The organism is Aeromonas sp. Prich7-2, from assembly GCF_017939255.1.
Lineage (GTDB): Bacteria > Pseudomonadota > Gammaproteobacteria > Enterobacterales > Aeromonadaceae > Aeromonas > Aeromonas caviae.
Genome location: NZ_JAGKRI010000047.1, coordinates 44,393 through 70,488, shown reverse-complemented (window position 1 = coordinate 70,488; position 26,096 = coordinate 44,393). Strand labels below are relative to the sequence as shown.

Annotated in this window: 27 protein-coding genes and 2 pseudogenes; 12 read left to right on the top strand and 17 right to left on the bottom strand. The window is 62.5% G+C overall.

The features are described 5' to 3' along the window. Window positions 1-133 (top strand): annotated as a pseudogene (locus tag J9892_RS09830) (IS4 family transposase); the annotation flags it as partial. A gap of 14 nt (window positions 134-147) precedes the next feature. On the opposite strand, the pseudogene J9892_RS09825 reads toward J9892_RS09830, so the two are convergent. Further along, window positions 148-2,202, bottom strand: a pseudogene (locus J9892_RS09825) (DEAD/DEAH box helicase family protein); the annotation flags it as partial. Window positions 2,203-2,355: 153 nt separating this feature from the next. Between J9892_RS09825 and J9892_RS09820 the strand changes: the two are divergent. Next, entirely contained in the window at window positions 2,356-2,823 is a 468-nt protein-coding gene (locus J9892_RS09820; protein ID WP_103243406.1) for a hypothetical protein, read from the top strand. 110 nt (window positions 2,824-2,933) lie between these two features. After that, window positions 2,934-3,302: a VOC family protein gene (locus tag J9892_RS09815; protein WP_103243405.1), complete on the top strand. Its 369-nt coding sequence runs from the start codon at window positions 2,934-2,936 to the stop codon at window positions 3,300-3,302. A 12-nt stretch (window positions 3,303-3,314) separates the two neighbouring features. Here J9892_RS09815 and J9892_RS09810 read toward each other — a convergent pair whose 3' ends face one another. Next, on the bottom strand, window positions 3,315-3,530 hold the full coding sequence (locus J9892_RS09810; RefSeq protein ID WP_103244655.1) for a DUF3955 domain-containing protein: 216 nt from the start codon (window positions 3,528-3,530) through the stop codon (window positions 3,315-3,317). Between the two features lie 184 nt (window positions 3,531-3,714). Further along, complete coding sequence (gene gdhA / locus J9892_RS09805; protein ID WP_210538239.1) at window positions 3,715-5,058, bottom strand: NADP-specific glutamate dehydrogenase; 1,344 nt, start codon at window positions 5,056-5,058, stop codon at window positions 3,715-3,717. Window positions 5,059-5,629: 571 nt separating this feature from the next. Between gdhA and rluF the strand changes: the two genes are divergently transcribed. After that, window positions 5,630-6,628, top strand: coding sequence for a 23S rRNA pseudouridine(2604) synthase RluF (rluF, locus tag J9892_RS09800; protein WP_042865226.1), 999 nt, complete (start codon window positions 5,630-5,632; stop codon window positions 6,626-6,628). Window positions 6,629-6,714: 86 nt separating this feature from the next. On the opposite strand, the gene J9892_RS09795 is transcribed toward rluF, so the two are convergent. Next, window positions 6,715-7,947: an MFS transporter gene (locus J9892_RS09795; RefSeq protein WP_210538238.1), complete on the bottom strand. Its 1,233-nt coding sequence runs from the start codon at window positions 7,945-7,947 to the stop codon at window positions 6,715-6,717. After that, the gene (locus tag J9892_RS09790) at window positions 7,940-8,449 is read right to left on the bottom strand and encodes a nucleoside deaminase (protein ID WP_103243402.1); all 510 of its coding nucleotides are present in this window, start codon (window positions 8,447-8,449) and stop codon (window positions 7,940-7,942) included. Before J9892_RS09790 ends, J9892_RS09795 begins: the two co-directional genes overlap by 8 nt. Window positions 8,450-8,565: 116 nt before the next feature. Here J9892_RS09790 and J9892_RS09785 point away from each other — a divergent pair, with 116 nt between their 5' ends. Continuing rightward, window positions 8,566-9,408 (top strand): LysR substrate-binding domain-containing protein, encoded by an 843-nt coding sequence (locus J9892_RS09785; protein WP_029314296.1) that lies wholly within the window; start codon window positions 8,566-8,568, stop codon window positions 9,406-9,408. Between the two features lie 16 nt (window positions 9,409-9,424). Here J9892_RS09785 and J9892_RS09780 read toward each other — a convergent pair whose 3' ends face one another. From J9892_RS09780 to J9892_RS09770, 3 genes are all read right to left on the bottom strand, one after another. Then, complete coding sequence (locus tag J9892_RS09780; RefSeq protein ID WP_052815113.1) at window positions 9,425-9,892, bottom strand: GyrI-like domain-containing protein; 468 nt, start codon at window positions 9,890-9,892, stop codon at window positions 9,425-9,427. Between the two features lie 20 nt (window positions 9,893-9,912). After that, window positions 9,913-10,068 carry a pleiotropic regulatory protein RsmS gene (gene rsmS, locus J9892_RS09775; RefSeq protein WP_010674200.1) on the bottom strand — a complete coding sequence of 52 codons (156 nt, stop codon included), beginning with the start codon at window positions 10,066-10,068 and terminating at the stop codon, window positions 9,913-9,915. Window positions 10,069-10,152: 84 nt separating this feature from the next. Next, the gene (locus J9892_RS09770; protein ID WP_010674201.1) at window positions 10,153-10,620 is read right to left on the bottom strand and encodes an acyl-CoA thioesterase; all 468 of its coding nucleotides are present in this window, start codon (window positions 10,618-10,620) and stop codon (window positions 10,153-10,155) included. Between the two features lie 173 nt (window positions 10,621-10,793). Here J9892_RS09770 and J9892_RS09765 point away from each other — a divergent pair, with 173 nt between their 5' ends. Together J9892_RS09765 and J9892_RS09760 are read left to right on the top strand one after the other, a co-directional pair. Continuing rightward, a complete protein-coding gene (locus tag J9892_RS09765; RefSeq protein ID WP_042015902.1) occupies window positions 10,794-11,444 on the top strand; it encodes a tellurite resistance TerB family protein in 651 nt (216 codons plus the stop codon). 159 nt (window positions 11,445-11,603) lie between these two features. Beyond that, window positions 11,604-12,062 (top strand): GNAT family N-acetyltransferase, encoded by a 459-nt coding sequence (locus J9892_RS09760; protein ID WP_010674203.1) that lies wholly within the window; start codon window positions 11,604-11,606, stop codon window positions 12,060-12,062. A 26-nt stretch (window positions 12,063-12,088) separates the two neighbouring features. On the opposite strand, the gene J9892_RS09755 is transcribed toward J9892_RS09760, so the two are convergent. Further along, window positions 12,089-13,537, bottom strand: coding sequence for a PLP-dependent aminotransferase family protein (locus J9892_RS09755; RefSeq protein WP_103859097.1), 1,449 nt, complete (start codon window positions 13,535-13,537; stop codon window positions 12,089-12,091). A gap of 120 nt (window positions 13,538-13,657) precedes the next feature. Between J9892_RS09755 and J9892_RS09750 the strand changes: the two genes are divergently transcribed. From J9892_RS09750 to J9892_RS09740, 3 genes are read left to right on the top strand one after another with little or no spacing between them, the layout of a single operon-like run. After that, window positions 13,658-15,229 carry a cytochrome ubiquinol oxidase subunit I gene (locus tag J9892_RS09750; RefSeq protein WP_246876654.1) on the top strand — a complete coding sequence of 524 codons (1,572 nt, stop codon included), beginning with the start codon at window positions 13,658-13,660 and terminating at the stop codon, window positions 15,227-15,229. Beyond that, window positions 15,229-16,356 (top strand): cytochrome d ubiquinol oxidase subunit II, encoded by a 1,128-nt coding sequence (cydB, locus tag J9892_RS09745; RefSeq protein ID WP_042015906.1) that lies wholly within the window; start codon window positions 15,229-15,231, stop codon window positions 16,354-16,356. The genes J9892_RS09750 and cydB overlap by 1 nt, the downstream gene beginning before the upstream one ends. A 28-nt stretch (window positions 16,357-16,384) precedes the next feature. Further along, on the top strand, window positions 16,385-16,498 hold the full coding sequence (locus J9892_RS09740) for a CydX/CbdX family cytochrome bd oxidase small subunit (RefSeq protein WP_010674207.1): 114 nt from the start codon (window positions 16,385-16,387) through the stop codon (window positions 16,496-16,498). A 64-nt stretch (window positions 16,499-16,562) separates the two neighbouring features. On the opposite strand, the gene J9892_RS09735 is transcribed toward J9892_RS09740, so the two are convergent. The 5 genes from J9892_RS09735 to J9892_RS09715 form a co-directional block, all read right to left on the bottom strand. After that, window positions 16,563-17,732: an MFS transporter gene (locus J9892_RS09735; protein ID WP_010674208.1), complete on the bottom strand. Its 1,170-nt coding sequence runs from the start codon at window positions 17,730-17,732 to the stop codon at window positions 16,563-16,565. Between the two features lie 435 nt (window positions 17,733-18,167). Then, window positions 18,168-18,971 (bottom strand): 2,5-didehydrogluconate reductase DkgB, encoded by an 804-nt coding sequence (dkgB, locus tag J9892_RS09730; RefSeq protein ID WP_041212773.1) that lies wholly within the window; start codon window positions 18,969-18,971, stop codon window positions 18,168-18,170. A 67-nt stretch (window positions 18,972-19,038) separates the two neighbouring features. Continuing rightward, window positions 19,039-19,329, bottom strand: a complete 291-nt coding sequence (locus J9892_RS09725; RefSeq protein ID WP_041212774.1) for a putative quinol monooxygenase — start codon at window positions 19,327-19,329, stop codon at window positions 19,039-19,041. 153 nt (window positions 19,330-19,482) lie between these two features. After that, entirely contained in the window at window positions 19,483-19,848 is a 366-nt protein-coding gene (locus tag J9892_RS09720) for a VOC family protein (protein ID WP_102948235.1), read from the bottom strand. Window positions 19,849-19,874: 26 nt separating this feature from the next. Then, window positions 19,875-20,261, bottom strand: a complete 387-nt coding sequence (locus tag J9892_RS09715) for a DUF6404 family protein (protein ID WP_102948236.1) — start codon at window positions 20,259-20,261, stop codon at window positions 19,875-19,877. A 168-nt stretch (window positions 20,262-20,429) separates the two neighbouring features. Here J9892_RS09715 and J9892_RS09710 point away from each other — a divergent pair, with 168 nt between their 5' ends. Continuing rightward, window positions 20,430-21,332, top strand: coding sequence for a LysR family transcriptional regulator (locus tag J9892_RS09710; protein ID WP_102948237.1), 903 nt, complete (start codon window positions 20,430-20,432; stop codon window positions 21,330-21,332). 181 nt (window positions 21,333-21,513) lie between these two features. On the opposite strand, the gene glpK is transcribed toward J9892_RS09710, so the two are convergent. From glpK to tnpA, 3 genes are all read right to left on the bottom strand, one after another. After that, a complete protein-coding gene (gene glpK, locus J9892_RS09705) occupies window positions 21,514-23,016 on the bottom strand; it encodes a glycerol kinase GlpK (protein ID WP_043155270.1) in 1,503 nt (500 codons plus the stop codon). A 54-nt stretch (window positions 23,017-23,070) separates the two neighbouring features. Continuing rightward, window positions 23,071-23,919 carry an MIP/aquaporin family protein gene (locus J9892_RS09700; RefSeq protein ID WP_042880435.1) on the bottom strand — a complete coding sequence of 283 codons (849 nt, stop codon included), beginning with the start codon at window positions 23,917-23,919 and terminating at the stop codon, window positions 23,071-23,073. Window positions 23,920-24,465: 546 nt separating this feature from the next. Beyond that, window positions 24,466-24,891 carry an IS200/IS605-like element ISAeme8 family transposase gene (gene tnpA / locus J9892_RS09695; protein ID WP_041205574.1) on the bottom strand — a complete coding sequence of 142 codons (426 nt, stop codon included), beginning with the start codon at window positions 24,889-24,891 and terminating at the stop codon, window positions 24,466-24,468. A 57-nt stretch (window positions 24,892-24,948) separates the two neighbouring features. On the opposite strand from tnpA, the gene J9892_RS09690 reads away from it, so the two are divergent. After that, complete coding sequence (locus tag J9892_RS09690) at window positions 24,949-26,088, top strand: RNA-guided endonuclease TnpB family protein (protein WP_041206863.1); 1,140 nt, start codon at window positions 24,949-24,951, stop codon at window positions 26,086-26,088. Window positions 26,089-26,096: the final 8 nt, after the last annotated feature.

Genomic DNA, 26,096 nt, shown 5'->3' with positions numbered 1-26,096 from the left:
AGCGCTGACAGAAATAAGGGAAAGACTGGAATGGGCAGCTGATTATTTGGCCAAGAACGCTTGCCGAACCAAGCAGAGAAAATCGATACAGAACAGGACCTTGGAAGGAGTTTTAAAGGGACTCAACGCTTAAGGTCCTGTACATGTATTGGTTTTACCCACCAGTGCCCGGAACTTCTGGGCAAAGTCATACTCAGCACGGGCATTCCCAACAAAGTCCAATACGGTGCAGCACTCTTTATCGCTCGCCAGTCGCAGGCCGCGCCCCAATTGCTGCAAGAAGATGGTGAGGCTTTCCGTTGGTCGTAAAAACAGCAAGGTATCGACTTCCGGGATATCAACCCCTTCGTTGAAGATGTCCACCACGCAGAGAATATTGATAACGCCGGTACGCAAATCTTGTTGCTTACTATGTCGCTCGTCTCGGTTATCGCTGGTGAGGATGTCAGCCTTGATGCCCTTCAATAAAAATGCTTTGCACATAAAGTTGGCATGTTCACGGCTCACACAAAATGCCAGTGCTTTGATCTTGGTAATATCGGTGACGATCTCATTGAGGCTCTGGACTATCTTCTGTACCCGCTGCTGATTGTGGGTATAGATATTGGTGAGCTCAGTGATGTCATAACGGCCATTTTTCCAAGCCACTTGGCGCAAGTCAGTATCATCATCGATACCAAAATATTGGAACGGACAGAGATGGCGACGATTGATGGCCTCGGGCAAGCGGATCTCTGCTGCGATGACACCACAAAAGTCGGCAAGAATATCACCGCCATCATGGCGCTCTGGCGTTGCGGTTAATCCCAACAGAATGTGAGGTTCAAAGGCAGCGAGCAGACCGCGATAACTGGCCGCCGCAATATGGTGAACCTCATCAATGACGATGTAATCGAAATAGTCGGGGCTAAGACGTAAATTAGCCAGCTGGTTATTCAAGGATTGCACCGAGGCAAATAGTTGACGGTAGTGGGTTGGCACGGCGCCGCCGACCAAGAGTTCGCCAAAATTGTATTGCTTGAGCACTCCGCGGTACGAGGCCAATGCTTGGCGCAAGATCTCCTCTTTATGGGCGACAAACAGGAACTTGGCATCGGGTTTGGTTTTCAGAAAACGCGCAAAATCAAAGGCGGAGATCAGAGTTTTCCCTGTACCGGTAGCCGCTACCACCAAGTTACGAAAGCGCTGGTGTAAAGCGCGCTCCATCGCCAATTGTTCAAGGATCTCCAGTTGATGGGGAAACGGCGTGATATCAAAGAAATAGGCAGGGATATTTCTGTCCCCATCCCCACGGGCCTCTTGCAGTGCATGCTGCAATTTTGTACGGCTTTCGAGCTTGCCATCAAACAGCTCAAAATCATCGGATTCCCAATAGGTTTCAAAGGTACTCAGGGATTTCTCGATAATATGAGGGATCTCTTGCGAGGTGATTTTTAGGTTCCACTCCAAGCCGCTGGTGAGGGCAGAGTGAGAGAGATTGGAGGAACCTATATAGCCGGTATGAAAGCCGGTATTTCGGCAAAAGAGATAGCTCTTGGCATGCAACCGCTCGCGCTGGGTGTTATAGCTGAGTTTGACTTCGGTATTTGGGAGGCTGGCTAAAAATTCAACTGACTTGGCGTCGGTCGCCCCCATATAAGAGGTAGTAATTACTTTTAATTGGCGGCCGCTGCGAGTGAACTCTTCCAGCTCATGACGGAAAATACGGATACCTGCCCACTTGATAAATGAGACCAGCCAGCAGATGCTATCTACCGATAATATCTCCCGTTTAATCTCTGACTCCATCGACAAACCCGCATTGCTGCCGCAGAACAGCTCACTTTGCGTTAGACCGGTCAGAGGAAAAATATCTTCGGCATATTGCTTTAAATTGGCAGAGATGGGGTTATCCAACTGGTAGAGCGCCGTCAGAATTTTTCCCTGACTGTCGATAAGGTTCTCGCCAATAAAGTCTGGGTCTTGTATGCGATCTTTTAGCCAAAGCAATAACTGGTTAGCCAGCTCAATCTGCCGTTGTAATGGGTCATCGCCAGTGACCGAGCCTACTGCATATTCCAACACACGAGTTAGGAATCGTGATAACCAGACTGCGGCCTCCGCAGACTCCAGTTGTCGTTCCCCGATGTAGAAATGCGATCGATCTAGTCTTGATGCCAACAGTTGTGTGATGAGTTGTTCATAAATACCACATTGCTGCATGGTGACTGACCTTGAATCTTGTGCATAGAGGGAGTAGGCAGGGTATCATTTTTTTTAGCTAAATCAGTAAGCTGTTATCTAATTTTGCCCATTTGAAGATCTATCTAGCCATGGGCGGCGAAGATAGAGAAGGCGAACCACAGGGAGGTGGTGATGGATCCAATATCTTATCTTTTTTCGGCTTATCTCAATCTGGTGCAGCAACAGGTGACGGATATCTATGGCACCGAGCTAAAAACGCTGGTAGTGCCCTATGAGGGAGAGCAGGTTCCCTTCTCTTTCCAGCTCTGGCAGATAAAACAGCAAAGTGTCTGCCGTCCCTACGAGCAAGATGTGCGGCGCTTCAGTCAGTGCACGGTCAAGGCGCAGGCACTGTTTGGCAAACTGTGCGATGACCTGACACGGCAAGACGACAGCAGTTGGCAGCTTCCCAAGTACCGCACCATGTACTGCTCGGCCGCCATCGGCTATCGCCCCATGATTGCGGAGATCGCCGATGCCCAGCAGAGCCCGGGGAAGCTCGCGGAGCGGGCCTGCAATCAGGCCATTCTGGCGGCCATGGAGAGCGACGACGAAACCCTGCTGGCCCAGCGTGACAAGGCGTGTGCCGCCGTGCGTTAAGGTATTTCCCTAGTAAAAATAAGTGGTTAGCCCCCCTGTGCACCATGCCACAGTTTCTATTGAGGCGGGTGGGTATGATGGTGCGGCAATCACCACCACAGGGAGAGACCATGATCAGCCATATCGACCATCTGGTATTGACGGTCAGCGACATAAAGCGGGCGGTGTCCTTTTACAGTCGCGCCTTCAAGATGGAGCCCATCACCTTCGGGGCCGGGCGCCGGGCCCTGCGCTTTGGCAACCAGAAGATCAATCTGCAGTTGCTGGGGGAGGAGCCGCGCAACCGGGCGCAGGTGGGGTCGGGGGATCTCTGCCTCATCACCCGCTGGCCCCTGGATCAGGTGATGGCCCAACTGGCGAGCCAAGGAGTCGAGATAGTGGAGGGGCCTGTGATGAAAAGCGGTGCCTGTGGCCCCATCGAATCGGTCTATTGCCTGGACCCGGATCAGAACCTCATCGAGATCAGCCGCTATTGCTGAGCTCCTGGCGCATCAGGGCCGGTTCTCTTCCCCTTTGGCGAGGGCCCTGCGCAGTAGCGGGAGCAAGCTGAGTACCATGCCGGTGAAGAGCAGCAGATAGCCCAGGGGCAGCAGGGCGAAGGGCTCGTGCAGGAATCCCTGTGCATCCACTGTGGTGCCCAGCAGGTTGAATACCAGAAAGCAGCCGACCCCGGCCAGGATCAGCAGGGCGCCTATGGTCGTTGTCATCTCGTTCTTCTCGTTCACGTATGGAAGAGGGGGGAGGGTGTCATGGCTGGGTGAAGCGAGCGTGAAGTGGCGTCGGGCATGCAACCTGCGTCGCCCAGGTTAAAGCAACAGCTATGCAGATAACACAACAGGGCAGCCATGGGCTGCCCTGTTGCTTTGGGGGATGTCACGGGAAATGGCGTGACTAGCAGACCCCTTGCGCCAGCATGGCGTCGGCCACCTTGACGAAGCCGGCGATATTGGCGCCGCTTTCGTAGTTCACATGGTCATCATCCTGACCGTAACGGACACAGGTGGCATGGATACTGGTCATGATCCCCTTGAGGCGGGCGTCCACCTCCTCCCGGGTCCAGGAGAGGCGCTGGGCATTTTGGCTCATCTCGAGGCCCGAGGTGGCAACCCCGCCGGCGTTGGCCGCCTTGCCCGGGGCGAACAGCACCTTTGCTTCGTGGAAGAGACGGATGGCGGCGGCGCTGGAGGGCATGTTGGCCCCCTCGGCCACCAGCTGCACGCCGTTGGCAATAAGCTGCGCCGCATCTTCGGCATCCAGCTCGTTCTGGGTGGCGCAGGGGAGGGCGACGTCGGTCGCCAGGTGCCAGGGGGTACGGCCGCTGAAGAACTCGAGCCCGAGTTCATGGGCGTAATCGGCGACCCGCTTGCGCTGCTCGTTTTTAAGCGCCATCAGGCGGGCCAGCTTCTCGGGGGTGAAGCCGTCCGGATCATAGACGGTGCCGCCGGAGTCGGAGGCGGTGATGACGCGGGCGCCGAGGGCCATCGCCTTCTCGATGGCGTACTGGGCCACGTTGCCCGAGCCCGACACCGAGACCCGAAGGCCATCGAGGGACTGGCCGCGATGGGCCAGCATGGCGTCGACAAAGTAGAGCAGGCCGTAGCCGGTGGCTTCCGGACGAATGAGGCTGCCGCCAAAGGAGAGTCCCTTGCCGGTGAAGACGCACTCGGCGCTGTTGGTGAGCTTCTTCATCATGCCCGCCATGTAGCTCACCTCGCGCCCGCTCACCCCGATGTCGCCCGCCGGCACGTCGGTGTTGGCCCCCAGGTGGCGATAGAGCTCCAGCATCAGGGCCTGGCAGAAGCGCATCACTTCTCCTTCGCTCTTGCCCTTGGGATCGAAGTCGCTGCCCCCCTTGCCGCCGCCCATGGGCAGGGTGGTGAGGGCGTTCTTGAAGGTCTGCTCGAAGGCGAGGAATTTCAGCACCGAGAGATCCACCGAGGGGTGGAAGCGCATGCCGCCCTTGAAGGGACCGATGGCGGAGCTGTGCTGCACCCGGTAGCCGCGGTTCACCCGCACCTGGCCCTGGTCATCCACCCAGCTTACCCGAAACTGCACCAGGCGCTCGGGTTCCACCAGTCGCTCCAGCAGGCCGTGTTGCAGGTAGCGGGGGTGGCGCTCCACATAGGGCCAGATGGAGGCGATCACCTCGCTCACGGCCTGGATGAACTCGGGCTGGTGAGGGTTGCGGCTGGCGACCTGGGCCAGGAAGGCCTCCTGGGAGAGGGAATGACTCATCTTTAACTCCTGTCGTGAATGATGAAAGTGGCGTCCTGCCAGAGAGGGGATCATGCCCGTCTTCAGGGTTCGCGGGGCTCAAGGGGCCCGTTGTTGCGCCCCGATGGGGGTGTCATTTCCCGTCGTCGGCGGGTCAGAGCAGATAATTCGCGATGATCAAAATCTTTTTATGCACTTTTTCTGGATAAATATCAAGCGTTAGATCATCTGGCTATCTGCCGAAGGCCGCACCCTATCTTCGGCGGTGGGGGCCCGGCCCATGAAGTGAGCACCATGAAGTGAAAAGAGGCGGGGAGTGCGCGGTGCAGCCCAATCAGGGCCGCGGCGTCACCGCACGCTGGATAATGGGGGGCCTGCTGCTGCATCAGGGGAAGCACCCCCTGTGAGCCAGCGGCCAGGGTGCGACGGGGCCGGGCGCGGGCGCGTGCAATGTGCTACTGTAGCGGCGTTTTTTGCCGAACATGCAGGGCGCAGGCCCTTATTTCATGGAGTTGTATGCAGACGAACCCGACCACAGCGCGGCTGATCCAGCCAGCCATTCTCAAGGCCCATCCGACCCGGGAGGTGACCCATGCTGGCCGATGAATCCATGCGCCTGAACAAATACATCAGCGAGAGCGGCATCTGCTCACGTCGTGAGGCCGATCGTTTCATCGAGCAGGGCAACGTCTTCATCAACGGCAAGCGGGCCGGAGTGGGGGATCAGGTGTTTGCCGGGGATCTGGTCAAGGTCAACGGCCAGGTGATCGAGCCGCGCGAAGCCGACAGCCTGGTCTTCATCGCCCTCAACAAGCCGGTGGGCATCGTCAGCACCACGGAGGCGGGGGAGAAGGACAACATCGTCGACTTCGTCAACCACAGCACCCGCATCTTCCCCATAGGGCGCCTCGACAAGGACTCCCAGGGGCTCATCTTCCTTACCAACCACGGGGATCTGGTGAACAAGATCCTGCGGGCGGGCAACGATCACGAGAAAGAGTACCTGGTGACCGTGGACAAGCCGGTGACCGACGAGTTCGTCCGGGGCATGGCGGCCGGGGTGCCCATCCTCGGCACCGTCACCAAGAAGTGCAAGGTGAAGCGAGAGGCCCCCTTCGTGTTTCGCATCACGCTAGTACAGGGGCTCAACCGCCAGATCCGCCGCATGTGCGAGCACTTCGGCTTTGAGGTGACCAAGCTCGAGCGCATCCGCATCATGAACGTCAGCCTCAAGGGGCTGCCGGTGGGGGAGTGGCGCGATCTCACCGACGACGAGCTGATCGAGCTGTTCAAGCTGATTGAGGACTCCTCCTCCGAGGCCAAACCGGCCAAGGGGGCTCAGGTTGCCAAGCCCAAGGCGGCTGCGGCTGGCACCCCGGCCCAGGGCAAGAAGCCGCGGCGCAGCGACGATCACGAGATTGGCGGGCGGCCCAATGTGCCGGGCCCCGAGGCGTTCGAGAAGAAGAGCCCCGCAGGCAAGGGCGGGGCGGGCAAAGGGGCAGCAGGTAAAAGCGCGCCCGGCAAGGGGGGCAAACCCGCCCCGGGCAAACCGCGGCCAGGGCAGGGCGGGCGCCAGAAGAAGGGGCGCTGAGCGCCAGGCCTTCCCGCACCCTGATGAACAACACCGGCCAAGGCCGGTGTTGTGCTTTCTGGCCCCCAAGGCCGGTGCTCGCCGGATCAGGCAGGCTTGTGGCCTGCCGTCTGCACAGCCATGGCCTGCTCCGGGGGCAGGCCCATGGCCCTTGGGTAGTGGCGCGGGTTGAGACGCACCACCAGCAGGCTCATCAGGACCAGGGCGCCGAGCTGCCACTGCCAGGCGGCGGCGAAGTCACCGCTTGCATGGTGCAGGCGGGCCGCCACCCAGGGGCCGGTAGCCGCCACCATGAAGCCGACCCCCTGCATCAGGGCGCAGAGGGCGCCCGCCCGGCGCGGGTCGGGCAGGTGATCCAGCGCAATCACCATGATGAGGGAGAAACTCCCACCAAGCCCGGCGCCGCACAGCAAACACCAGAGCAGGGGGGCGGTCTGGGGAGCGAGCCAGAGGCCGCCAAAGCCCGCCAGCTGCATGGCGATGGCCAGCGCCATCCAGGGGCGGCGGTCCAGCCGACCGGCTGCCAGCAGAGGCAGGCCAAGGCCGCTCGCGGTCTGGGCCAGGGCGAGCCAGGCCACCAGCTCGCCCCCTTGCTGGGCGCTCCAGCCCGCCGCCATGTAGGCCGGGGCCAGCCAGGCCACGACGATGCCGTAGCCGCTGTTGATGATGCCAAAACAGGCGATGAGCAGCCAGGTGCGGGGCAGGGGGAGCAGCCGCTGCTCCCCGGTGGGGGCGGGCGTGCTGACCGGGGCGGGCAGGGGCACCCGCCAGGCCAGCCAGCCGAGGGCCAGCAGCACCGGCAGGCCCCAGAGCGCCAGCGCCCGAGACCAGTCCAGATACTCGGCAAGGCGCGGGGTGAGCACGGCCCCGAGCGCCCCGCCCCCCATCATGCAGGCGGAGAAGATCCCCATCACCAGGGGCACCTTTTGGGCGAACCCCTCCTTGATGAGGCCGGGCAGCACCCCCTGCACCAGGGCCGAGCCCAGCCCGCACAGGGCGGCGCTGGCGATGAGCAGGGCGCCGCTCGCCAGGTCGACGCGCAGGGCGCTGCCAAGGGCGAGCAGCAGCAGGGCCGTCCCGAGCAGGGGGCGCGGGCCCGTGCGACCCAGGAGCGCCGGGGTGAGCAGCACGCCGACCCCGATAAGCCAGAGGGGCAGCAGGGTGACCCAGGCCAGGGTATCTACCCCGAGGGCCAGCCTCGCGTCGATGCGAGGGGCCAGGGGGCCGATGGCGGTGAGGAAGGGGCGCAGGTTGAGGGCGATGAGGATCACCAGCACCAGCAAGGCGCCGCTGCCCGGGGGGAGGCGGCGCTTATGCATGGGGCAGGGGACCGTAGAGGGTTTCAGCCGCGATGGGGCTCGCCAGCTTGATGAGGGGCAGGGGCGGCGGACTCAGCGGCAGTCGCAGGGCCGCGTAGGCCGCGCGGCTGTCAAAGCCGAAGGGGGCGGCATCGTCGTTGTCAAAGGCGTAGTAGACCGCCTGGATGCCGTTCATCACCAGGGCCGACAGGCACATGGGGCAGGGGTGCCCGCTGGCATAGACGATGGCCCCGGCCAGCGGCCCCTGGCGACTCCCTTCCCGCAGCGCTTCCAGCTCCGCGTGACGGGTGGGGTCCCCCGCCTCCAGCATGCGGTTGACGGCGCTCGCCACCAGCCGGTTCTCCCTCACCAGCAGGGCGGCGAAGGGGCGCCCCCCTTGCTGGCGATGGGTCAGGGCCAGGTGCAGGGCCTGCTCCAGCCACTCCTGATGGCTGGGGGCCGAGACGGCGGTGAGGGAGTTGAGGAGGCGGGCACCGGACTGGGAAGGGGGTGGCATGGTCATATCCTGGCAAAGAAGGGGGAGGACAGCAGCCTAGAGGGTCGCCGCATCATTTGGAAATTAAATGATAAAATGACCTCCAGTGGTTTTATAAATGGAGATTGCCCATGGAGCGCCCCCTGCTGGACCCCCAATTGCTGCAGAGCTTCGTCGCCATCGTCGAAACCGGCAGCTTTACCCGCGCCGCCGAGCGTATCCACCTCACCCAGTCCACCCTGAGCCAGCAGATGCGCCGCCTGGAGCAGCAGCTGGGCTGCACCCTGCTCGACCGATCCGGCCGCCAGGTGGTGACCACGGCCCAGGGGGAGACCCTGCTCGGGCTGGCGCGCCGCATCCTGGGGTTGCTGGCCCGGGCGGGGGAGCGGGTGAGCGAGGCGAGCCACCCCCTGCGCCTCGGGGTGCCGGAGGATTTTGCCGCGGGGGCCATGACCCCGGTGCTGGCCGCCTTCGCCCGCGCGCACCCGCAGGTGCGGCTGGAGGTGCAAAGCGATCTCAGCCATGCCCTGTGGCAGGCATTCGAAGGGGGAGAGCTGGATCTGGCCCTCATCAAGCAGGGGCGCGGCCAGGGGGAGCCCATCGCCCGCTGGCGCGAGCCCCTGGCCTGGGTTGACAGCCGGGAGTGGCCCGCCGCCGGGCGCGACCCCCTGCCTCTGGTGGTGTTTCCAAGCGAGGGGCTCTACCGGCGCCAGATGACCGACGCCCTGGATGCAGAGGGGATCCCCTGGCGCATCGCCTACGTGAGCGGCAGTCTCGCCAGCCTGCAAGGGGCGGTGAGCGCGGGGATCGGGGTCAGCCTGCTGCCAGCGCGCCTGCTGCAACCGGATCAGGTGGTGCTGGCCCACTGGCCTGCGGTGCGCTCGGTGGAGCTGGCCCTGCACCAGGGGCCGGGCACGAGCGAGCCCCTCGCCCGGCTGGGGGAGGCGCTGATCGCGCTCTGTGACGAGGTGATGGGGCCGAGGTAGCCCGGGTGGCCAGGGGTCAGGCCAGGGCCTGTTTTGGTACCACGGCGAGCCAGATTTCCACTTCGCCGCTGCCGGTGGCGGCGTCAAAGCGGGCGCCGTAGCGCTCGAAGTCCGGCTGCTGGGCAGATTGATAGTCCGATTGCGCGAGCCACGCCAGGGCTTGGCGCCAGGTGTGCGGCAGGGTCGTGACATGCCCCTGATGCAAGAAGATGGCGTAGGTCTGGGGGGCGATGCGCATGCGGCCAAGCCCGGGAGGCAGCACCTCCAGGGCGGCGACCTCCACCCCGCAGAGGTATTCGCAGTGGGTGTCGGTGGCGGCGCAGATGACGCCATAGGCGTGCTCACCGAGCTGGCCCGGCAGGGGAAGCAGGGCGCTGAGGTCGCGCCACTGGCCGGCGAAGTCCCCCTGCTCGAAGGGGTGGTGACGGCGCAACCCCCCGAGGAGCATGGCGCGGCCTTGTTCGATGCGAATGGGGGCTGACATGGTGCCTCCTGCGGGGGCGCTCAGGCCTCCCGACCTTCCTCGAGCTTGCGCTCATAATCCCGGCGAACGATGGCGAGTGCCGCCAGGGCCAGCGCGGGGGCGATGTGGTTAGTTTCCAGCAGTTCAATCAGATCCACCGCGAGCTGGACCTCGGGGGGGGCATTTTCCAGGGACATCTTGGGTTCTCAAGGGCAAGGGTGGTCGCCATTATAGCGCCCGGCGGCGCGAAGACACGCCCCGGCTGCCCGGGGCGGGACGGGTCACATGTGCTGGCGCATCTCCTTGTCCAGCTCCTCGCGCAGGGCCATCAGCTTTTTGGCGTACTGCTGCAACTGCAGATCGCTCTCGCTCACCGGCTGCCACTGGGGCACCGGAGTGGGTTTGCCATGCTCGTCCATGGCCACGAAGATGATGATGCAGTGGGTGGTCTTGCGCCGCTCCGGGTCGGTGGGGTGGCGGCTGTAGACATCCACCGCCAGGTGCATGCTGGTGGTGCCGGTGTGGATCACCTTGGCGTGCACCTCCACCAGTTGGCCTATCTGGATGGGGCGCAAGAAGCGGATGCCCCCCACATAGACGGTGACGGCATAGCCGCCACACCAGCCGGCGGCGCAGGCGTAGCCGGCCTGGTCAATCCACTTCATCACCATGCCGCCATGGACTTTGCCGCCAAAGTTGACATCGGCGGGTTCGGCGAGAAATTGCAGGGTCAGTTCACGGGCGCTCATGGTACTTCCTTATGTCGAGGCAAGGGGGGACTCCTTGGCTGTCCCCCGGGGACAATAGCAGCGGTCGGGGCCGGCACTGATCCAACCAGCGCCTCTTCTTGTCTGCGTCGTCATTCACCTTGAGTTCAGCGCAGGCGGCCCAGCATGACTCATCACGCGAGCGAGGAGGCCCCATGAAACAGATGCTGGAGCAATTGATGGGAGCTGGCAAGGGCTGGCTCAACGACGGTGGTGACACGCGCAAGGCCCAGATGAAGGGCATGGCGCAGGGGGGATTGGCCGCCGGGGCCATGGCGCTGCTGCTTGGCAACAAAAAGATGCGCAAATATGGCACCAAGGTGGCGGCGGTGGGGGGGGCGGCAGCTCTCGGGGGGCTGGCCTACAAACTCTATCAGGACTGGCAGACCCAGCAGTCCACCCCGGCCCAGCCGACCCAGCCCCTCGACACCCTGGAGGGCAAGGCCCTGGATGCCCGCGCCAATCTGCTGGTGCGTGCCATGGTGGCGGCGGCCCGGGCCGACGGCCACATCGATGCCGCCGAGCGCCAGAAGATCCAGGAGTACCTGACCGAACAGGGGGAGCGGGATGCGGCCCGCTGGATTGACGCCGAGCTCTCCCGCCCCCTCGACCCCCATGTCCTGGCGCGAGAAGTGACCGACATGGAGCTGGCGACCGAGGTCTACCTCGCCTCCCTGCTCACCATCGAGGTGGATCACTTCATGGAGCGCGGCTATCTGGACGAGCTGGCGCGTGCCTTGAAGCTGGATGACAACCTCAAGGGGAGCATAGAGCGCCAGGTGGCCCAGCTGGGGGCGCCGGGTTGATTCCGCATTGCCATCAGGATTGTCCACAAGGCCCCGTCATGGGGCCTTGTCGTTGCCGGGGGCTGTTGATTGCCGTGACGAGCCGATAAGATGCGGGTTCCAAAGGGTGACCGCCGAGCCTCTTTCCTCGCTGGCGACCCTCACTGCAAGGAGCATCAGGTGGACATTCGCAAGGCAACTGAACAGGATATCGACGCCATTCTGGCCCTGAACCGGCAGATAGGTCAGCTCCACTTCGAGCAGGTGCCCGAGGTGTTCTGCCCCCCGTCCCCGGAGGACCGGGCCTTCTTGCTCGGCGCCATAGCCGACGAGGCGCGTCTTTTCTGCGTGGCGGTGGTGGCGGGGGAGGTGGCGGGTTTTCTCACCGCCCGCATCGACCTCAACGAGAGCGTCCCCTTTCTCAGCAAGCTGCCCGTCTGCCGCATCACGACCGTGGTGGTGGATGAGGGGCTCCGCTCCCGGGGCATCGGCCGGGCGCTGATCGCCCACGGGGACCAGTGGGGCAAGGCACGGGGTGCAAGCCAGTTGCGCCTGGAGGTGATGGCTTTCAACGAGCGGGCCAGGGCCCTCTACGAGCGACTGGGTTTCAAGGCCCAGTCACAGACCATGGCCAGATAAGGCGCATTCGCTTGCAAAAGGGCCCGTTACGGGCCCTTGTCGTGTGAGGCGTCAGGGGGGCTCTGCCAGGTTTCCCGTTGCCGGGCGATGAGGTCCGCAAGCCGGTTGAGCGCCGCGTCCAGTTGCGGGCTCCAGGGATGGGAGCTGTTGAGGCGCAGGCAGTGGTTGTGCTGGCCCTGGCTGGAGAAGAGGGCCCCGGGGGCGATGGAGACGCCCTGCGCGATGGCGCTGGCATAGAGCGCCCGGCCATCGAGGCGGGCGTCAAATTCGAGCCAGAGAAAGTAGCCTCCGTCCGGGGAGGAGATGCGCGCCTCGGGGAAGAGGCGCATCAGGGCCGCCCGCATCTGCTGCTGGCGCTGAGCCAGGGTGTGGCGCAGGCGGCGAAAGTGGGCGTCCACCCCGCCCTGGCGCAGCATGTCGGCCAGCGCCAGCTGACTGGGCACATTGGTCGAGAGCGTCGACATCAGTTGCAGCCGCTGGATGCGCTCGGCGTGGCGCTTCGCCACCACCCAGCCGACCCGAAAGCCCGGCGCCAGACACTTGGTCCAGGAGCCGCACAGCAGGCTCTCTCCCCGCGCATCCCAATGGGTGATGGGCCTTGGCCGCTCGCGCCCGACATAGAGCTCCGCATAGACGTCATCCTCCACCAGGGGGACCTGATGGCGGTTGAGCAGCCCCATCAGCGCCTGCTTGTGCTCATCGGGCATGGTGTGGCCGAGGGGGTGCTGCACATTGCCCATCAGCCAGCACGCCTTGACGGGGCGCTGGGCGAGGGCCTCCTCCAGCAGGGCGAGATCGATGCCCACCCCGGGGATCACCGGGATCTCCACCACCTTGAGCTTGAGCCGCTCGATGGCCTGCAGAGCGCCGTAGAAGGTGGGGGACTCCACCACCACCCAGTCGCCGGGCTCGGTCAGCACCTGAAGACTGAGGGAAAGCGCCTCCATGGCCCCCGTGGTGATGATGATCTGCTGGGGATCCACCGCCATCCCCTCGCCGGCGTAGCGCCGGGCGATGGCGCGGCGCAGTGCCTCGTTGCCGGGGGGCAGATCTGCCACCGTGCTGAAGGGATCGAGGCGGCGCATGCAACTGCCGAGGGCCCGACCGAGCTGGGGGTGGGGGAAGAGGGTCGGGTCCGCCACCGCCATGCCAAGGGGCACCAGCTCCCGTGACTTGCTCGCCTGCAGCACCTCGAACACCAGATCGTTGATGTCCACCGAGCCGCTGTAGCGGGCCTGCTGGGGCTGGCTCTCCCGCCGGGCCGTGCTCGCGGCCTTGACGTAGTAGCCGGACTGGGGCCGCGCCAGGATGAGGCCCCGGCTTTCGAGCAACTGATAGGCCTGGAGCACCGTCATGGGGCTGAGGCCATGGGTCTTGCAGCTCTGGCGGATGGAGGGGATGCGCTCCCCCGGCTGCCAGAGCCCGCTCGTGATCTGCTGTTGCAGCTGGTCTGCCAACTGGCCGTAGCGGGACATGGTGGGCCCAAACTGTTATAGGTGTTTTTCACTATAACTGCATCTGTTATATGTGTCATGGACCATGGTGTACTTGGCGGGCGAAAACCTGTCCGTTAAATGCAACATAGAGAGTCATGCATGATAAGCCTGGATGATGTGGTCAGCCTCTCCCGAATACAGTTCGGGGCGACGGCGATGTTCCACTTTCTGTTTGTGCCCCTCACCCTGGGGCTGTCCTGGATCCTGGTGATCGCCGAGTCGGCCTACGTGATGACCGGCAAGGTGATCTACAAGGACATCACCCGCTTCTGGGGCAAGCTGTTTGGCATCAACTTCGTGATGGGGGTGACCACCGGGATCACCCTGGAGTTCCAGTTCGGGACCAACTGGGCCTATTACTCCCACTATGTCGGCGATATCTTCGGCACGCCGCTGGCGGTGGAGGGGCTGATGGCCTTCTTCCTCGAATCCACATTGGTGGGCCTTTTCTTCTTCGGCTGGGACAAACTCTCCCGCGGTCAGCACCTGCTGGTGACCATGCTGGTGGCGCTCGGCTCCAACCTCTCCGCCCTCTGGATCCTCATCGCCAACGGCTGGATGCAAAACCCGGTCGGCGCCGAGTTCAACCCCATGACCATGCGCATGGAGCTGGTGGATGTGGCCGCGGTCATCTTCAACCCGGTGGCCCAGGTCAAGTTCGTCCATACGGTGGCGGCGGGCTATGTAGCGGCCTCCCTGTTCGTGATGGGGGTGAGCAGCTGGTATCTGCTGCGCGGCATGGAGATGCGCTTCGCCCTGCGATCCTTTGCCATCGCCTCGGGTTTTGGCCTCGCGGCCATCCTCTCTGTCATCGTGCTCGGGGACGAGTCGGGCTATCGCTCGGGGGAGGTGCAGAAGGTCAAGCTCGCCGCCATCGAGGCGGAGTGGGAGACGGAGCCCGCCCCGGCTTCTTTCACCCTGTTCGGCCTGCCGGATCAGCGTGCCGAGACCACCCACGCGGCCATCAAGATCCCCTATCTGATGGGCATCATCGCCACCCGCTCCCTGGATGAACAGGTAACGGGCCTCAAAGATCTGAAAGCGCAGCACGAGGCGCGCATTCGCAGCGGCATGTTGGCCCACGAGGCGCTCGAAGCGATGCAGGCAGATAGCAGCAACCAGGCGGCCCGCGCCACCTTCGAGCGCCACCGCGGCGATCTGGGCTACGGCCTCTTGCTCACCCCCTATGCCAAGGAGATTGGCAAGGCGGACGAGGGGGCCATCGCCAAGGCGGTGGAGGACTCCATCCCCCAGGTGGCGCAACTGTTCTGGAGCTTTCGCCTGATGGTGGGCATCGGCGTGGCGCTGCTGGCACTCTTTGCCGCCGCCTTCCTGCAGCTGTGCCGGGGCAGGCTGGTGCAATCCCCGCGGCTGCTCAGGGCCCTGCTCTGGTCTATTCCGCTGCCCTGGATTGCCATCGAGGCGGGCTGGTTCGTGGCGGAGTTCGGTCGCCAGCCCTGGACCATCAGCGACGTGCTGCCGGTGTCGGCCTCCGTCTCCCTGCTGCAACCGGGGCAGCTCTGGTTCAGCCTCATCGCCATCTTCTTCATTTACAGCAGCCTGCTGGTGGTGGAGCTGTTCTTGTTGCGTCATGTGATCCGCAAAGGGCCTGCCAGCCTGCAGACGGGTCGTTATCAAGGTGAAGTGTTGCAAAACGGGAGTCCTGCCTGATGGATTACGAAACCCTGAAAGTGATCTGGTGGGGGCTGGTGCTCTTCCTGCTGGTCGGCTTCGTGGTGATGGATGGCTTCGATCTCGGGGTCGGCATGCTGCTGCCCGTGGTCGGCAAGACGGATGACGAGCGGCGGGTGCTGCTCAACAGCGTAGGGCCGGTGTGGGAGGGCAACCAGGTGTGGCTCATCGCCGGTGCCGGAACCCTGTTTGCCGCCTGGCCCCTGGTCTATGCCGCCGCCTTCTCGGCGCTTTACGTGCCCTTCATGTTCCTGCTGTTCGGTCTCTTTTTGCGCCCGGTGGGCTTTGACTATCGCAGCAAGCTGCCGGACCCGGTCTGGCGCCGCTGGTGGGACCGCGCCCTGGTGGTGGGTGGTCTGTTGCCGACCCTGGTGTTTGGTGCCACCCTTGGCCTGGTGCTGCAAGGGCTGCCGTTTCGCTTCGATGCGGCCCTTCGCATCCACTATGGCGCCTTTGCGTTCCACTGGCCGCTGCTGTTGACCGCCATGGGGACGGCGCTGGCGCTGCTCTTGCTGCACGGTGCCAGCTTCCTGCAGTGCAAGACCCAGGGGGCCATAGCAGCGCGCAGCGCCCGCCTCGCCCTCTGGCTCGGCCCCCTGGCGAGCGCCCTCTTTGCCCTTGGCGGCGTCTGGCTTGGGGAGATGGCGGGGTATCGCATCACGGCCATCGGCGATCTCAACGGCGCCCTCACTCCGCTGATGAAAGAGGTGGTGGCGGTGCCGGCGGGCTGGCTTGGCAACTTTGTCGCCCATCCGGTGCTCTGGGCCGTGCCTGTGCTCGGGCTCCTGCTGCCCCTGGTGTGCGCGCTGGCAAGCCGCCTCGGCAAGTCCGGGCTGGCGCTCGTTGCCAGCGGCGGTGCCTGCGCCGCCATGATGCTGACCGTGGCCATCGCGCTCTTCCCCTTCGTGCTGCCCTCGTCCCTGGATCCGGCCAGCAGCCTGACCCTGTGGGACAGCACCTCCAGCGAGCGCACCCTGCTTATCATGCTGGGGATCGTCGGGGTACTGATGCCGGTCAACATCGGCTACACCCTCTGGGTCTACCGGGTGGTGCGCGGCAGGGTCAGCGCCGAGCAGGTGCGCCAGCACGGCCACAGCCTCTACTAATCCGCTTCAACACAAGGATCAATGCGATATGTGGTATTTCACCTGGTTGCTGGGGCTGGGGTTCGCCTTGCTCTGCGGGCTGGTCAACCTGCTCTGGCTGGAGGCGCGCTGGGCTGCCGATGAGGATCTCAAGGAGCCCTGAGCCTCGCATCTTGCCCATGAAAAAAAGGCCGACACAGGGTGTCGGCCTTTTGCTTGCCCGGGGGTCAGGCAAGGGCGGCGCGGCGCTCGCCCGCTTCGCTGACATGGGTGAGGCCGTAGGCCAGCAGCACGATGAGGGCACCAATCCAGGGGGTGTGCATCAGGCCGAGGTGCTCCACCACGAAACCGCCGACCACGGAGCCCAGCGCAATGCCGACGTTGAAGGCGGCGATGTTGAGGCCGGAGGCCACATCCACGGCATTGGGGGTGTGGCGCTCGGCCTGTTTCACCACCAGTACCTGCAGACCCGGCACGTTGCCAAAGGCGAAGGCGCCCCACACCAGCACGGTCAGTACCGCCAGCACCGGGTGCGGTGCGGTGAAGGTGAGCACCAGCAGCACCACGGCGAGACCTGCAAACAGCAGCTTGAGGGCAGGCAGCGGGCCCATCCGGTCGGCGAGCTTGCCGCCCCAGATATTGCCGACGGCGACCGATACCCCGTACACCAGCAGAATGAGGCTGACCGCGCCGGCGCTAAAGCCGCTCACCTGTTGCAGGATGGGGGCGAGGAAGGTAAACGCCGTGAAGGCACCGCCGTAACCGAGCGCCGTCTTGGCGTAGACCAGCAGCAAGGGTTTCCTGGTAAGCACCGAGAGCTGCTCGCGAACGCTGGAGGCGGCCCCCTTCGGCAGGTTCCCCGGTACCAGCAGCAGGCTGCCCACCATGGCGACGAGGCCGAGCAGGCTCACCACCAGGAAGGTTTCGCGCCAGCCAAAGACCTGACCAATCCAGGTGCCAAGCGGGACGCCGGTCACCAGGGCGACCGTGAGGCCGCTGAACATGATGGCGATGGCGCTGGCCGCCTTCTCTTTGGCCACGAGACCCGTGGCGATGGTGCTGCCCACCGAGAAGAAGACCCCGTGGGCCAGCCCGGTGAGGATGCGGGCGACAATCAGGCTCTCGTACCCGGGGGCCTGCCAGGCCAGCAGGTTGCCGACGGTGAAGAGGGCCATCAGCCCCACCAGCAGCCACTTGCGCGGCAGCTTGCCGGTGAGTGCCGTGAGCACGGGGGCGCCGATGGCCACCCCAAGGGCATAGAGGCTGACCAGGAGGCCCGCCGAGGGGAGCGAGACATTGAGCTGCTCGGCGATGGTGGGGATGAGCCCCACGATCACGAATTCGGTGGTGCCTATGGCAAAGGCACTTAAAGTGAGGGCAAATAACGCCAGTGGCATAACAACTCCTTGGATTGGGACTCCCGACGGGAGAATGGCGCCAGTATGCCGAGGGTGTTTGTTGGTAAAAATGACGGCAACGTCAAATTACTTTTGCCAAATCAGCAGCAATGGGGCCGTGAAATGGGGTATTGGGAGTGGTCGAGGCAACTGCGGCAAGAGCGGCCGTAGCGCGCGAGGTGGGTGCAGAGACAACGCGCACGGCGGCAACCCGTGCAGAGCGAGCCGGGACAGAGAGAAAAGAGGAAATAGAAATGAGGTAAGAGGTAAAGGATTGAGGGAAGGTGTTGGAGGAGGACTCGGGCGGCGGTGACGCGCGGTATTGGGGACAAAAAAAGCGGGAGGCATTGTGCCTCCCGCTGGTGCTGAAGAATGTCATTGAGCCTTATTTGCTCCCTTCTCCCCTGGCGGGAGAAGGGCTGGGGATGAGGGGGATCAATCCCAATCCGGCGCAAAGTCCGGGTTGGCGCAGCGCTCACCCCGATCCAGGGTGGCAATCTGCGCCATCTCGTCGCTGCTGAGCCGTACCTTGAGTGCGGCCAGGTTGGCGGCCAGATTCTCCCGTTTGGTAGAGCTCGGGATCACCGTCATACCCTGGGCCAGCAGCCAGGCCAGCGACACCTGGGCCGCCGAGACGCCGCGGCGCTTGCCGATCTCCATCAGCAGCGGCTCGGCGAGCACCTTGCCATAGGCGAGCGGCATATAGGCGGTGATGGCGATACCCTGCTCCTGGCAGAACTCGACCACCTTGCGGTTTTGCAGCAGGGGGTGGATCTCCACCTGCTGGTGGGCGATGGCGCCCGGCCCCAGGATCTCGACCGCCTGTTTAAGCTGGGCCACGGTGAAGTTGGAGACCCCGATCTCCCGGGTCAGGCCCCGGGCTTTGGCCTCGGCGAGTTGCTCCAGATAGACCGCCATCGGCACCTCATCCTGGGGGGAGGGCCAGTGAATGAGCGCCAGATCCAGATAGTCGGTGCCGAGTTTTTCCAGGCTCACTTCCAGGCTCGGGATCACCTTGCCCGGACCGAACTCGCTGGTCCACACCTTGGTGGTCAGGTAAATATCCTGGCGGGGCACGCCACTCTCGCTCATCAACTGGCCGACTTCGGCCTCGTTGTCATAGATCTGGGCGGTATCGATATGACGGTAGCCAAGTTCCAGCCCCTGGAGCAGGGAGTCGCGAAGGGGCTGATCTTTCAGGCGGAAGGTTCCAAGACCCAGGTTGGGCATCTTCATCATCAAATTCCTCAAGTTATTGTTTCTACGCTCAAATGATGGGCTTTGCCTGCGCCGAGGGCGGAGGCAGTCAGGCGCGCCGGTAGCGGCTCACGACCCGGTTGGCAAACCAGGGGGAGGCGAGGCTGGCAAAGGCGATGTAGTGGGGCTGCTGCTGGTGGGCGAGCAGGGCGGCTTCACTCTCCCACTCCTCGTACAGCATCCAGCTATGGGGGCTCTCCAGGCTCTGATGCAACTGGTAGCGAAGGCACCCCGGCTCTTGCAGGGTCGCGGCGATCAGCGGCTCGAGGGCAGCGCGAAACTGGGCGGCGAATTCGGGTTTGGCGTCAAGCTGGGCAATCACAATCAGGGGGGATGGCATCTGAACCTCCTCGTTAAGACGGGAGTCAGTATGCCCGCCCCAGACTGGGGGATACAGGGCAGCAGTCGCAAAACACCATTGAGGTGAGTGCAGCAATGTGGCCTCCCCATGGCTGGTCGTGGTGCAGGTGGGCCAGGGGAGGGCGGAATATTATCAAGCGCTGGCCGGTTCGGACCAGACCGCAAATTCATTGCCGCTGGGCTCGACAAAGTGAAAGCGGCGGCCACCGGGAAAATCGAACAGGGGGCGCACTATGGTGCCCCCTGCGCCGGCTACCTTGCTCTGGGTCGCCTCGATATCGGCGCTGTAGAACACCAGGAGCGCCCCGCCCTGAGCACTCTGGCTGCACAGTTCGGTGCGGTAGAAGCCGCCATCCAGCCCTTCTCCCTCGAAGGCGCAATAATCGGGGTCGTAGTCGGCGAACTGCCAGCCGAAAGCGGCCTGAAAGAAGGCTTTGGTGGCGGCAATATCCCTGGCCGCAAACTCCACATAGTTCAGTTTTTCATGGGCCCTGGTCATAAGGCGCTCCTTGTCGACATCGGTGGTTATTTCGGTTGCCAGCGCTTTTGCGTGCGGCTCGTGGAGTGGGGCAAGGCGTCCCAGGGGGTCAGCTTGAGCTGCTTGCGCCTAAACCAGAACCAGGTCCCCATCAGCAGACCGAGCCCGATGCCAAACAGCAGGCTCTGGCGCAGGGCAAACCCCGGGCTCACCTCATCCTGCCAGCCGAGGCACCACATCAACACCCCCCAGATAGCGCCGATGGGGAGTCCCAGGGCAAGAACGTTGATCAGAAAGCGTTCGTAGTGGGGCGGCCTGATGGTGAACCCCGCCTTTCGCAGCAGCCAGATGATCGGCGGGTTGTAGTTGAGCGTTTGCACGCCCTTCTCGGCCAGCTCCCGATGGGCGGCGGCCAGCCTGTTGTCGAATGTCATGGATCGTCCCTGTCATAGTGTGGCGCCATACGGTGCCGGTTGGCGGCATTGTACTGGCAAGGGCGCAGATAAAACAGGTGGTGCGTCACGATACGAAGCGACGCCTGTCTTGCCAACTCCCGGCCATTGCACCTATAAAGACCCATTACTCTTGCCAGGATGACAACAATGAAGACCCATTCCGATGAATTGACCCTGTTTGTGGCGGTGGTGGAGGCGGGCAGCTTTCGCCAGGCGGCGGAGAATCTCGGCATGGATAATTCCGTGGTGAGCCGCGGCATCAAGCGCCTCGAAGAGAAGCTCGCCACCGTGCTCCTCAACCGCACCACCCGCCGGGTCAGCCTGACCGAGGAGGGGAGCTGGTTCTATCAGCGGGCGGTGAAGATCCTGGCCGAGATGAGCGAGGCGGAAGGGTTGCTGCTGATGCGCCGGGAGCAGCCGGAGGGCATATTGCGGGTGGACGCCGCCACCCCCTTCATCCTGCATAGATTGGTGCCCATCATCGGCGAGTTTCGCCGCCGCTACCCCGCCATCGAGCTGCAACTGCACAGCTCCGAGGGCTTCATCAACCTGATGGAGCGGCGGGTGGACATGGCCATTCGCATCGGCGAGCTGACGGACTCCTCCCTGCGGGCCCTGCCCCTTGGCCGCTCGCGGCTGCGGCTGCTGGCCTCCCCCGACTATCTGAAGGCACGCGGTACCCCGCGCCAGCCAGCTGACTTGCTGGCTGGCCACGAGCTGCTCGGTTTTTTGCACCCCGATCACCTCAATCATTGGCCCCTATTGAGCGAGGAGCAGGGGGACCGATTCGCCATCACCCCGACCCTGCGGGCCAGCAGCGGGGAAACCTTGCGTCAGCTGGCGCTGGCGGGGCAGGGGATCGTCTGCCTGTCGGACTTCATGACGGGGGATGACAGGGCGAGCGGGGCGCTGGTGGAGGTGCTGGCCCGCAGCAACAGCGGCGCCTCGCGCCCCATCCATGCGGTCTTCTACTCCGATGCCCAGCGGGACATCCGGCTGCGGGTCTGGCTCGATTTCCTGAAAGAGCAGCTCGGTGCTGAGGCGTTGTAGAGGGCTTGTCGACAGTTCCAACCCCCTCCACGAGGGGGAGGGGTCATTTTCTCCCACCCCTTGGCAAGGGGAGGGCTGGGGTCGGGGGCGGTCAGAACAGTCGTGCTCGCCAATAAAAAGAGGCCGACATCGCTGTCGGCCTCTTTGCTTTTTTCATCTCAAGGACGCGTTGGTTACCCCATCACTCCTCTTCGGCCCAGCGGCGTGAGCGTTCCACCGCCTTCTTCCAGCCGCTGTAGCGCTTGGCGCGATCGTCGCGGTCCATCTGCGGAATGAACTCGCGGTCCACGCTGAACTTGTCTTCCAGCTCGTCGGAGCTCTTCCAGAAGCCCACGGCGAGGCCGGCCAGGAAGGCGGCGCCCATGGCGGTGGTCTCGATGCGGGTCGGACGCACCACAGGGGTGTGCATCATGTCGGCCTGGAACTGCATCAGGAAGTCGTTGGCCACGGCGCCGCCATCCACCTTCAGGGCTGCCAGCTTGATGCCGGAGTCCTGCTGCATGGCATCCAGCACGTCGCGGCTCTGGTAGGCGATGGATTCCAGCGCAGCGCGGATGATGTGGTTGCGGTTGGCGCCACGGGTCAGGCCGACCATGGTGCCGCGAGCATACGGATCCCAGTAGGGGGCGCCCAGGCCCACGAAGGCCGGCACCAGGTAGACGCCGTTGGTGTCGCCTACCTTGCTCGCGAAGTAGTCGGTATCGCGGGCATCGTGGATGATCTTGAGCTCATCGCGCAGCCACTGGATGGTGGCGCCACCCATAAATACCGCACCCTCGAGGGCATAATTCACTTCCCCTTTCGGGCCGATGGCGACTGTGGTCAGCAGGCCGTTGCTGGAGCGAACCGGCTCGGTGCCGGTGTTCATCAGCATGAAGCAGCCGGTACCGTAGGTGTTCTTGGCCATCCCTTTTTCGAAGCAGAGCTGGCCGAACAGGGCGGACTGCTGGTCACCGGCGATACCGGCGATGGGGATGCGGGCGCCGCCGCCACGGGTGGTGTAGCCATAGACCTCGGAGGAGGGTTTGACTTGCGGCAGCATGGAGGCGGGGATGCCCAGCTCGTCCAGCATGCGCTCATCCCACTTCAGGTCGCGGATGTTGTAGAGCATGGTGCGCGAGGCGTTGGTCGGGTCGGTGACGTGCACCTCGCCGTTGGTCATCTTCCACACCAGCCAGGTGTCGATGGTGCCGAACAGCAGCTCGCCGTTCATTGCCTTCTCCCGGGCCCCTTCCACGTTGTCCAGGATCCACTTCACCTTGGTACCGGAGAAGTAGGCATCCAGCACCAGGCCGGTGTTTTCGCGAACGTACTCTTCAAGGCCCCGGGCCTTGAGTTCTTCACAGATGGCCGCGGTGCGGCGGCACTGCCAGACGATGGCGTTGTAGATGGGCTTGCCGGTGGCCTTTTCCCAGACGACGGTGGTTTCACGCTGGTTGGTGATGCCGATGGCGGCGATCTGCTCGCTGTGCAGGCCGCTCTTGGCCAGCACTTCGGTGAAGACGGAGGACTGGGTCGCCCAGATCTCCATGGGGTCGTGCTCGACCCAGCCCGCTTTCGGGTAGTGCTGGGTGAATTCGCGCTGGGAGGTCGCGACGATGTTGGCGTCCTGATCGAAGACAATGGCACGGGAAGAGGTGGTGCCCTGGTCCAGCGCAACGACAAATTTCTTTTCAGCAGACATGATGTTCTCCACGTTTTTATTTTCCACGTTGTTACACGTTGGGGAGGGCCGCTCTCAGGCGGCGGCCTCTTCTTTGTTAGACAGCTTGGAGGCTTCTTCGGTGGCGACGCGGTTGCCCGGGACGCAGGGAGCCAGCACTTTCACATACAGGGCGGTACCGATCTGGGCGCCGACGATGGGGCCAAGGATGGGGACCCAGAAGTAGGGGTTGTCACGACCACCGGTCAGGGCCACGTCACCCCAGCCAGCCACGAAGGCGAACAGTTTGGGGCCGAAATCACGGGCCGGGTTCATGGCAAAGCCGGTCAAGGGGCCGAGGGAGGCGCCGATCACCGCGATCAGGATGCCGATGAGCAGGGCGGCGGCGAAGCCTTTGGGGGCGCCGTTGTTGTTGTCACCCAGTGCCATGATGCCCAGCATCAGGACGGCGGTGATCACCATCTCGACCGCGAAAGCCTGCATGTTGGAGAGCAGGGCATTGGGGTAGGTGGAGAAGATGCCTGCGGTGCCGAGGCTCTCGACGCTGCCGCGCACCACGTTGTGGGTCAGCTCCCACTGGGTGAACAGGTTGCTGTAGAGGGCGTAGACCAGGGCGGCGGAGGCGAATGCCCCGGCTATCTGGGCGATGATGAAGGGCACCACCTTGCGCTTGTCAAAGCCGCAGAAGGTCATCAGTGCCAGGGTCACGGCAGGGTTGAGGTGGGCACCGGAGATGCCACCGGTGACATAGATGGCGATGGCGACACCCAGGCCCCAGGTAATGGAGATTTCCCATTGCCCGAAGTTGGCGCCAGCCAGCACCAGGGCGGCCACGCAGCCGACGCCGAAGAAGATCAGCAGGCCGGTGCCGATAAACTCGGCGAGGCACTCGCCAAGCAGGGTATTGGGTCTTTGTATGCTCATAGTTGTTATTCCTTATATCCACCCACAGTAGGTTTGATGTTCCGTTTTGTTATCTTTCATTCCCATTCATTGCGCCCGAAAACGTTTCTTCTTGTTTTTTGAGCTTGCGCAAACGTTATGCTCGTTTGCGCTCGTTCTTGGACGAGAGAGAAAATAAACCTTCTGCGTCAATTCACCATCCCCCCGCCACCGGAAATGTGGGCAAGATCCCATTCATTGCTAAGAAAATGTGACGAAAAGCAACAGTTGTCGGCCATATTACTCCTTAGTGAGTAGCCAAAAGCCACGCCATGCGTGGGCTGACCCTGGATGCGCGTTCACTCACAGCGTCACAATTTTTGTAATAAAACTGCAATAATTTAGCGCTCATCACAGATTAAATGTTCACAAATGAGCACAATAAGCTCGCTTGCGAATCAAGACGCGTCTGATCGCCGGCATGAGCGGGGCGTCCTCAACCGCCCAGAACAACAATAAAAGGAAGCAGAACATGCTTAGCAACTGCCCCGTAAACCCTCGCCCAATCGGGCGGGGATATAAGGGGAGCTAATCTGGTGTGTTCTGCGAGGCCACATACGCCTTGAGCGTTTCGATAGTGGCCCCGCCAGCACTGCAAGCAAAGTAAGAGCGCGACCACAGGAGCCCGCTATTACTTTGCTTTCGTAGGTGCGTATTCAATATGCGGATCTGGCGGCTACTGATCGACTTCAAATTATTGACCAACACACTGACGGCCAACTTCGGTGGATAGGCTACGAGCAGATGAACGTGATCGGCTTCGCCATCCATCTCCAGAATGTCGATCTCCAACTTCTCTGCCGCAGATAAAAATGCGCCGCGCATCTGCTCGATCATGGTGCCATCAAGCAGTTTGCGGCGGTACTTCGTGGTGAAGATTAAATGCACAACTAGCTTGCTGACGGAGTGACGCCTCCGCAGATACCTAGTCAAATCATCATGATGCACACTCACTTGCAATACTCCGTTAAAAGTCATACTGTATGGGTATCCTAGTAGCGAGCGGTGACTTTGAGAAGAGCAACGAAAGTACGCATTTATCCGACCGACGAACAAGCGGCATTCTTGAATGCCCAGTTCGGCGCGGTGCGGTTCGCGTACAACAAGGCCCTTCATATTCAACGACACATGTTCAAGCGTCACGGGATTTCACTGAAACCGAAACGCGACCTGAAACCCATGCTCGCAGTGGCGAAAAAATCGCGCAAATACGGCTGGCTAAAGGAGTACGATTCACTCGCCTTGCAGCAAGCGGTGATTAATCTCGACAAGGCATTCGCCAACTTCTTCAATCCCAAGCTCAAGGCACGAATGCCTACCTTCAAGAGCAAACGGGGCAGGCAATCCAGCTATCACCCCAACGGAAAGGTGCTCACAGCGGCTATCCAGTTGCCGAAGATGACGCCCATCAGGGCGGTCATTCATCGAGATATTATCGGCGTGGTATCCAGCATCACAGTCAGCCGTGGCCCGACAGGGAAATACTATGCTTCCATCCTTTGCGAGGATGGCTGCGAGGCTCCCGCCAAGCCCACCTTCATCACGGACGTGACTGGCTGTGATATGGGGCTGTCCCACTACCTCATTGAGTCGAGCGGCAAAAAGATTGCCAATCCACGCCACCTTATCAACGCCAGTCGCAATCTACGACGCAAGCAAAAGGCACTGTCTCGCAAGAAAAAGGGCAGCGCCAACCGTGGCAAGGCAAGACGGCAACTGGCCGCCCTGCACGAACGGGTAGCCAATGCCCGCGCCGATTTTCAGCACAAACTCTCTCACACGATGGTTGACGAAAACCAAGCGGTCATCGTGGAGACATTGAAATCAGCGAACATGATGAAAAATCACAAACTGGCCCGCGCCATTGGCGATGCTGGTTGGCATGGTTTCATCATGAAGCTGGAGTACAAGGCACAAGCGGCGGGTCGCCACCTAATCAAACTTGATCAGTGGTTTGCCAGCTCGAAACTGTGTAGCGATTGCGGCCACAAGATGCCGGACATGCCGTTGCATCAGCGGCAGTGGGTATGTCCAGCGTGTGGGGCAGGGCATGACCGCGACATTAACGCGGCCATGAATATCCAGCAACAAGGCATATTGGAATTAAAGGCGGCGGGACACGTCGTTTCTACCCATGGAGGCCAGCGTTAATCTGCCAA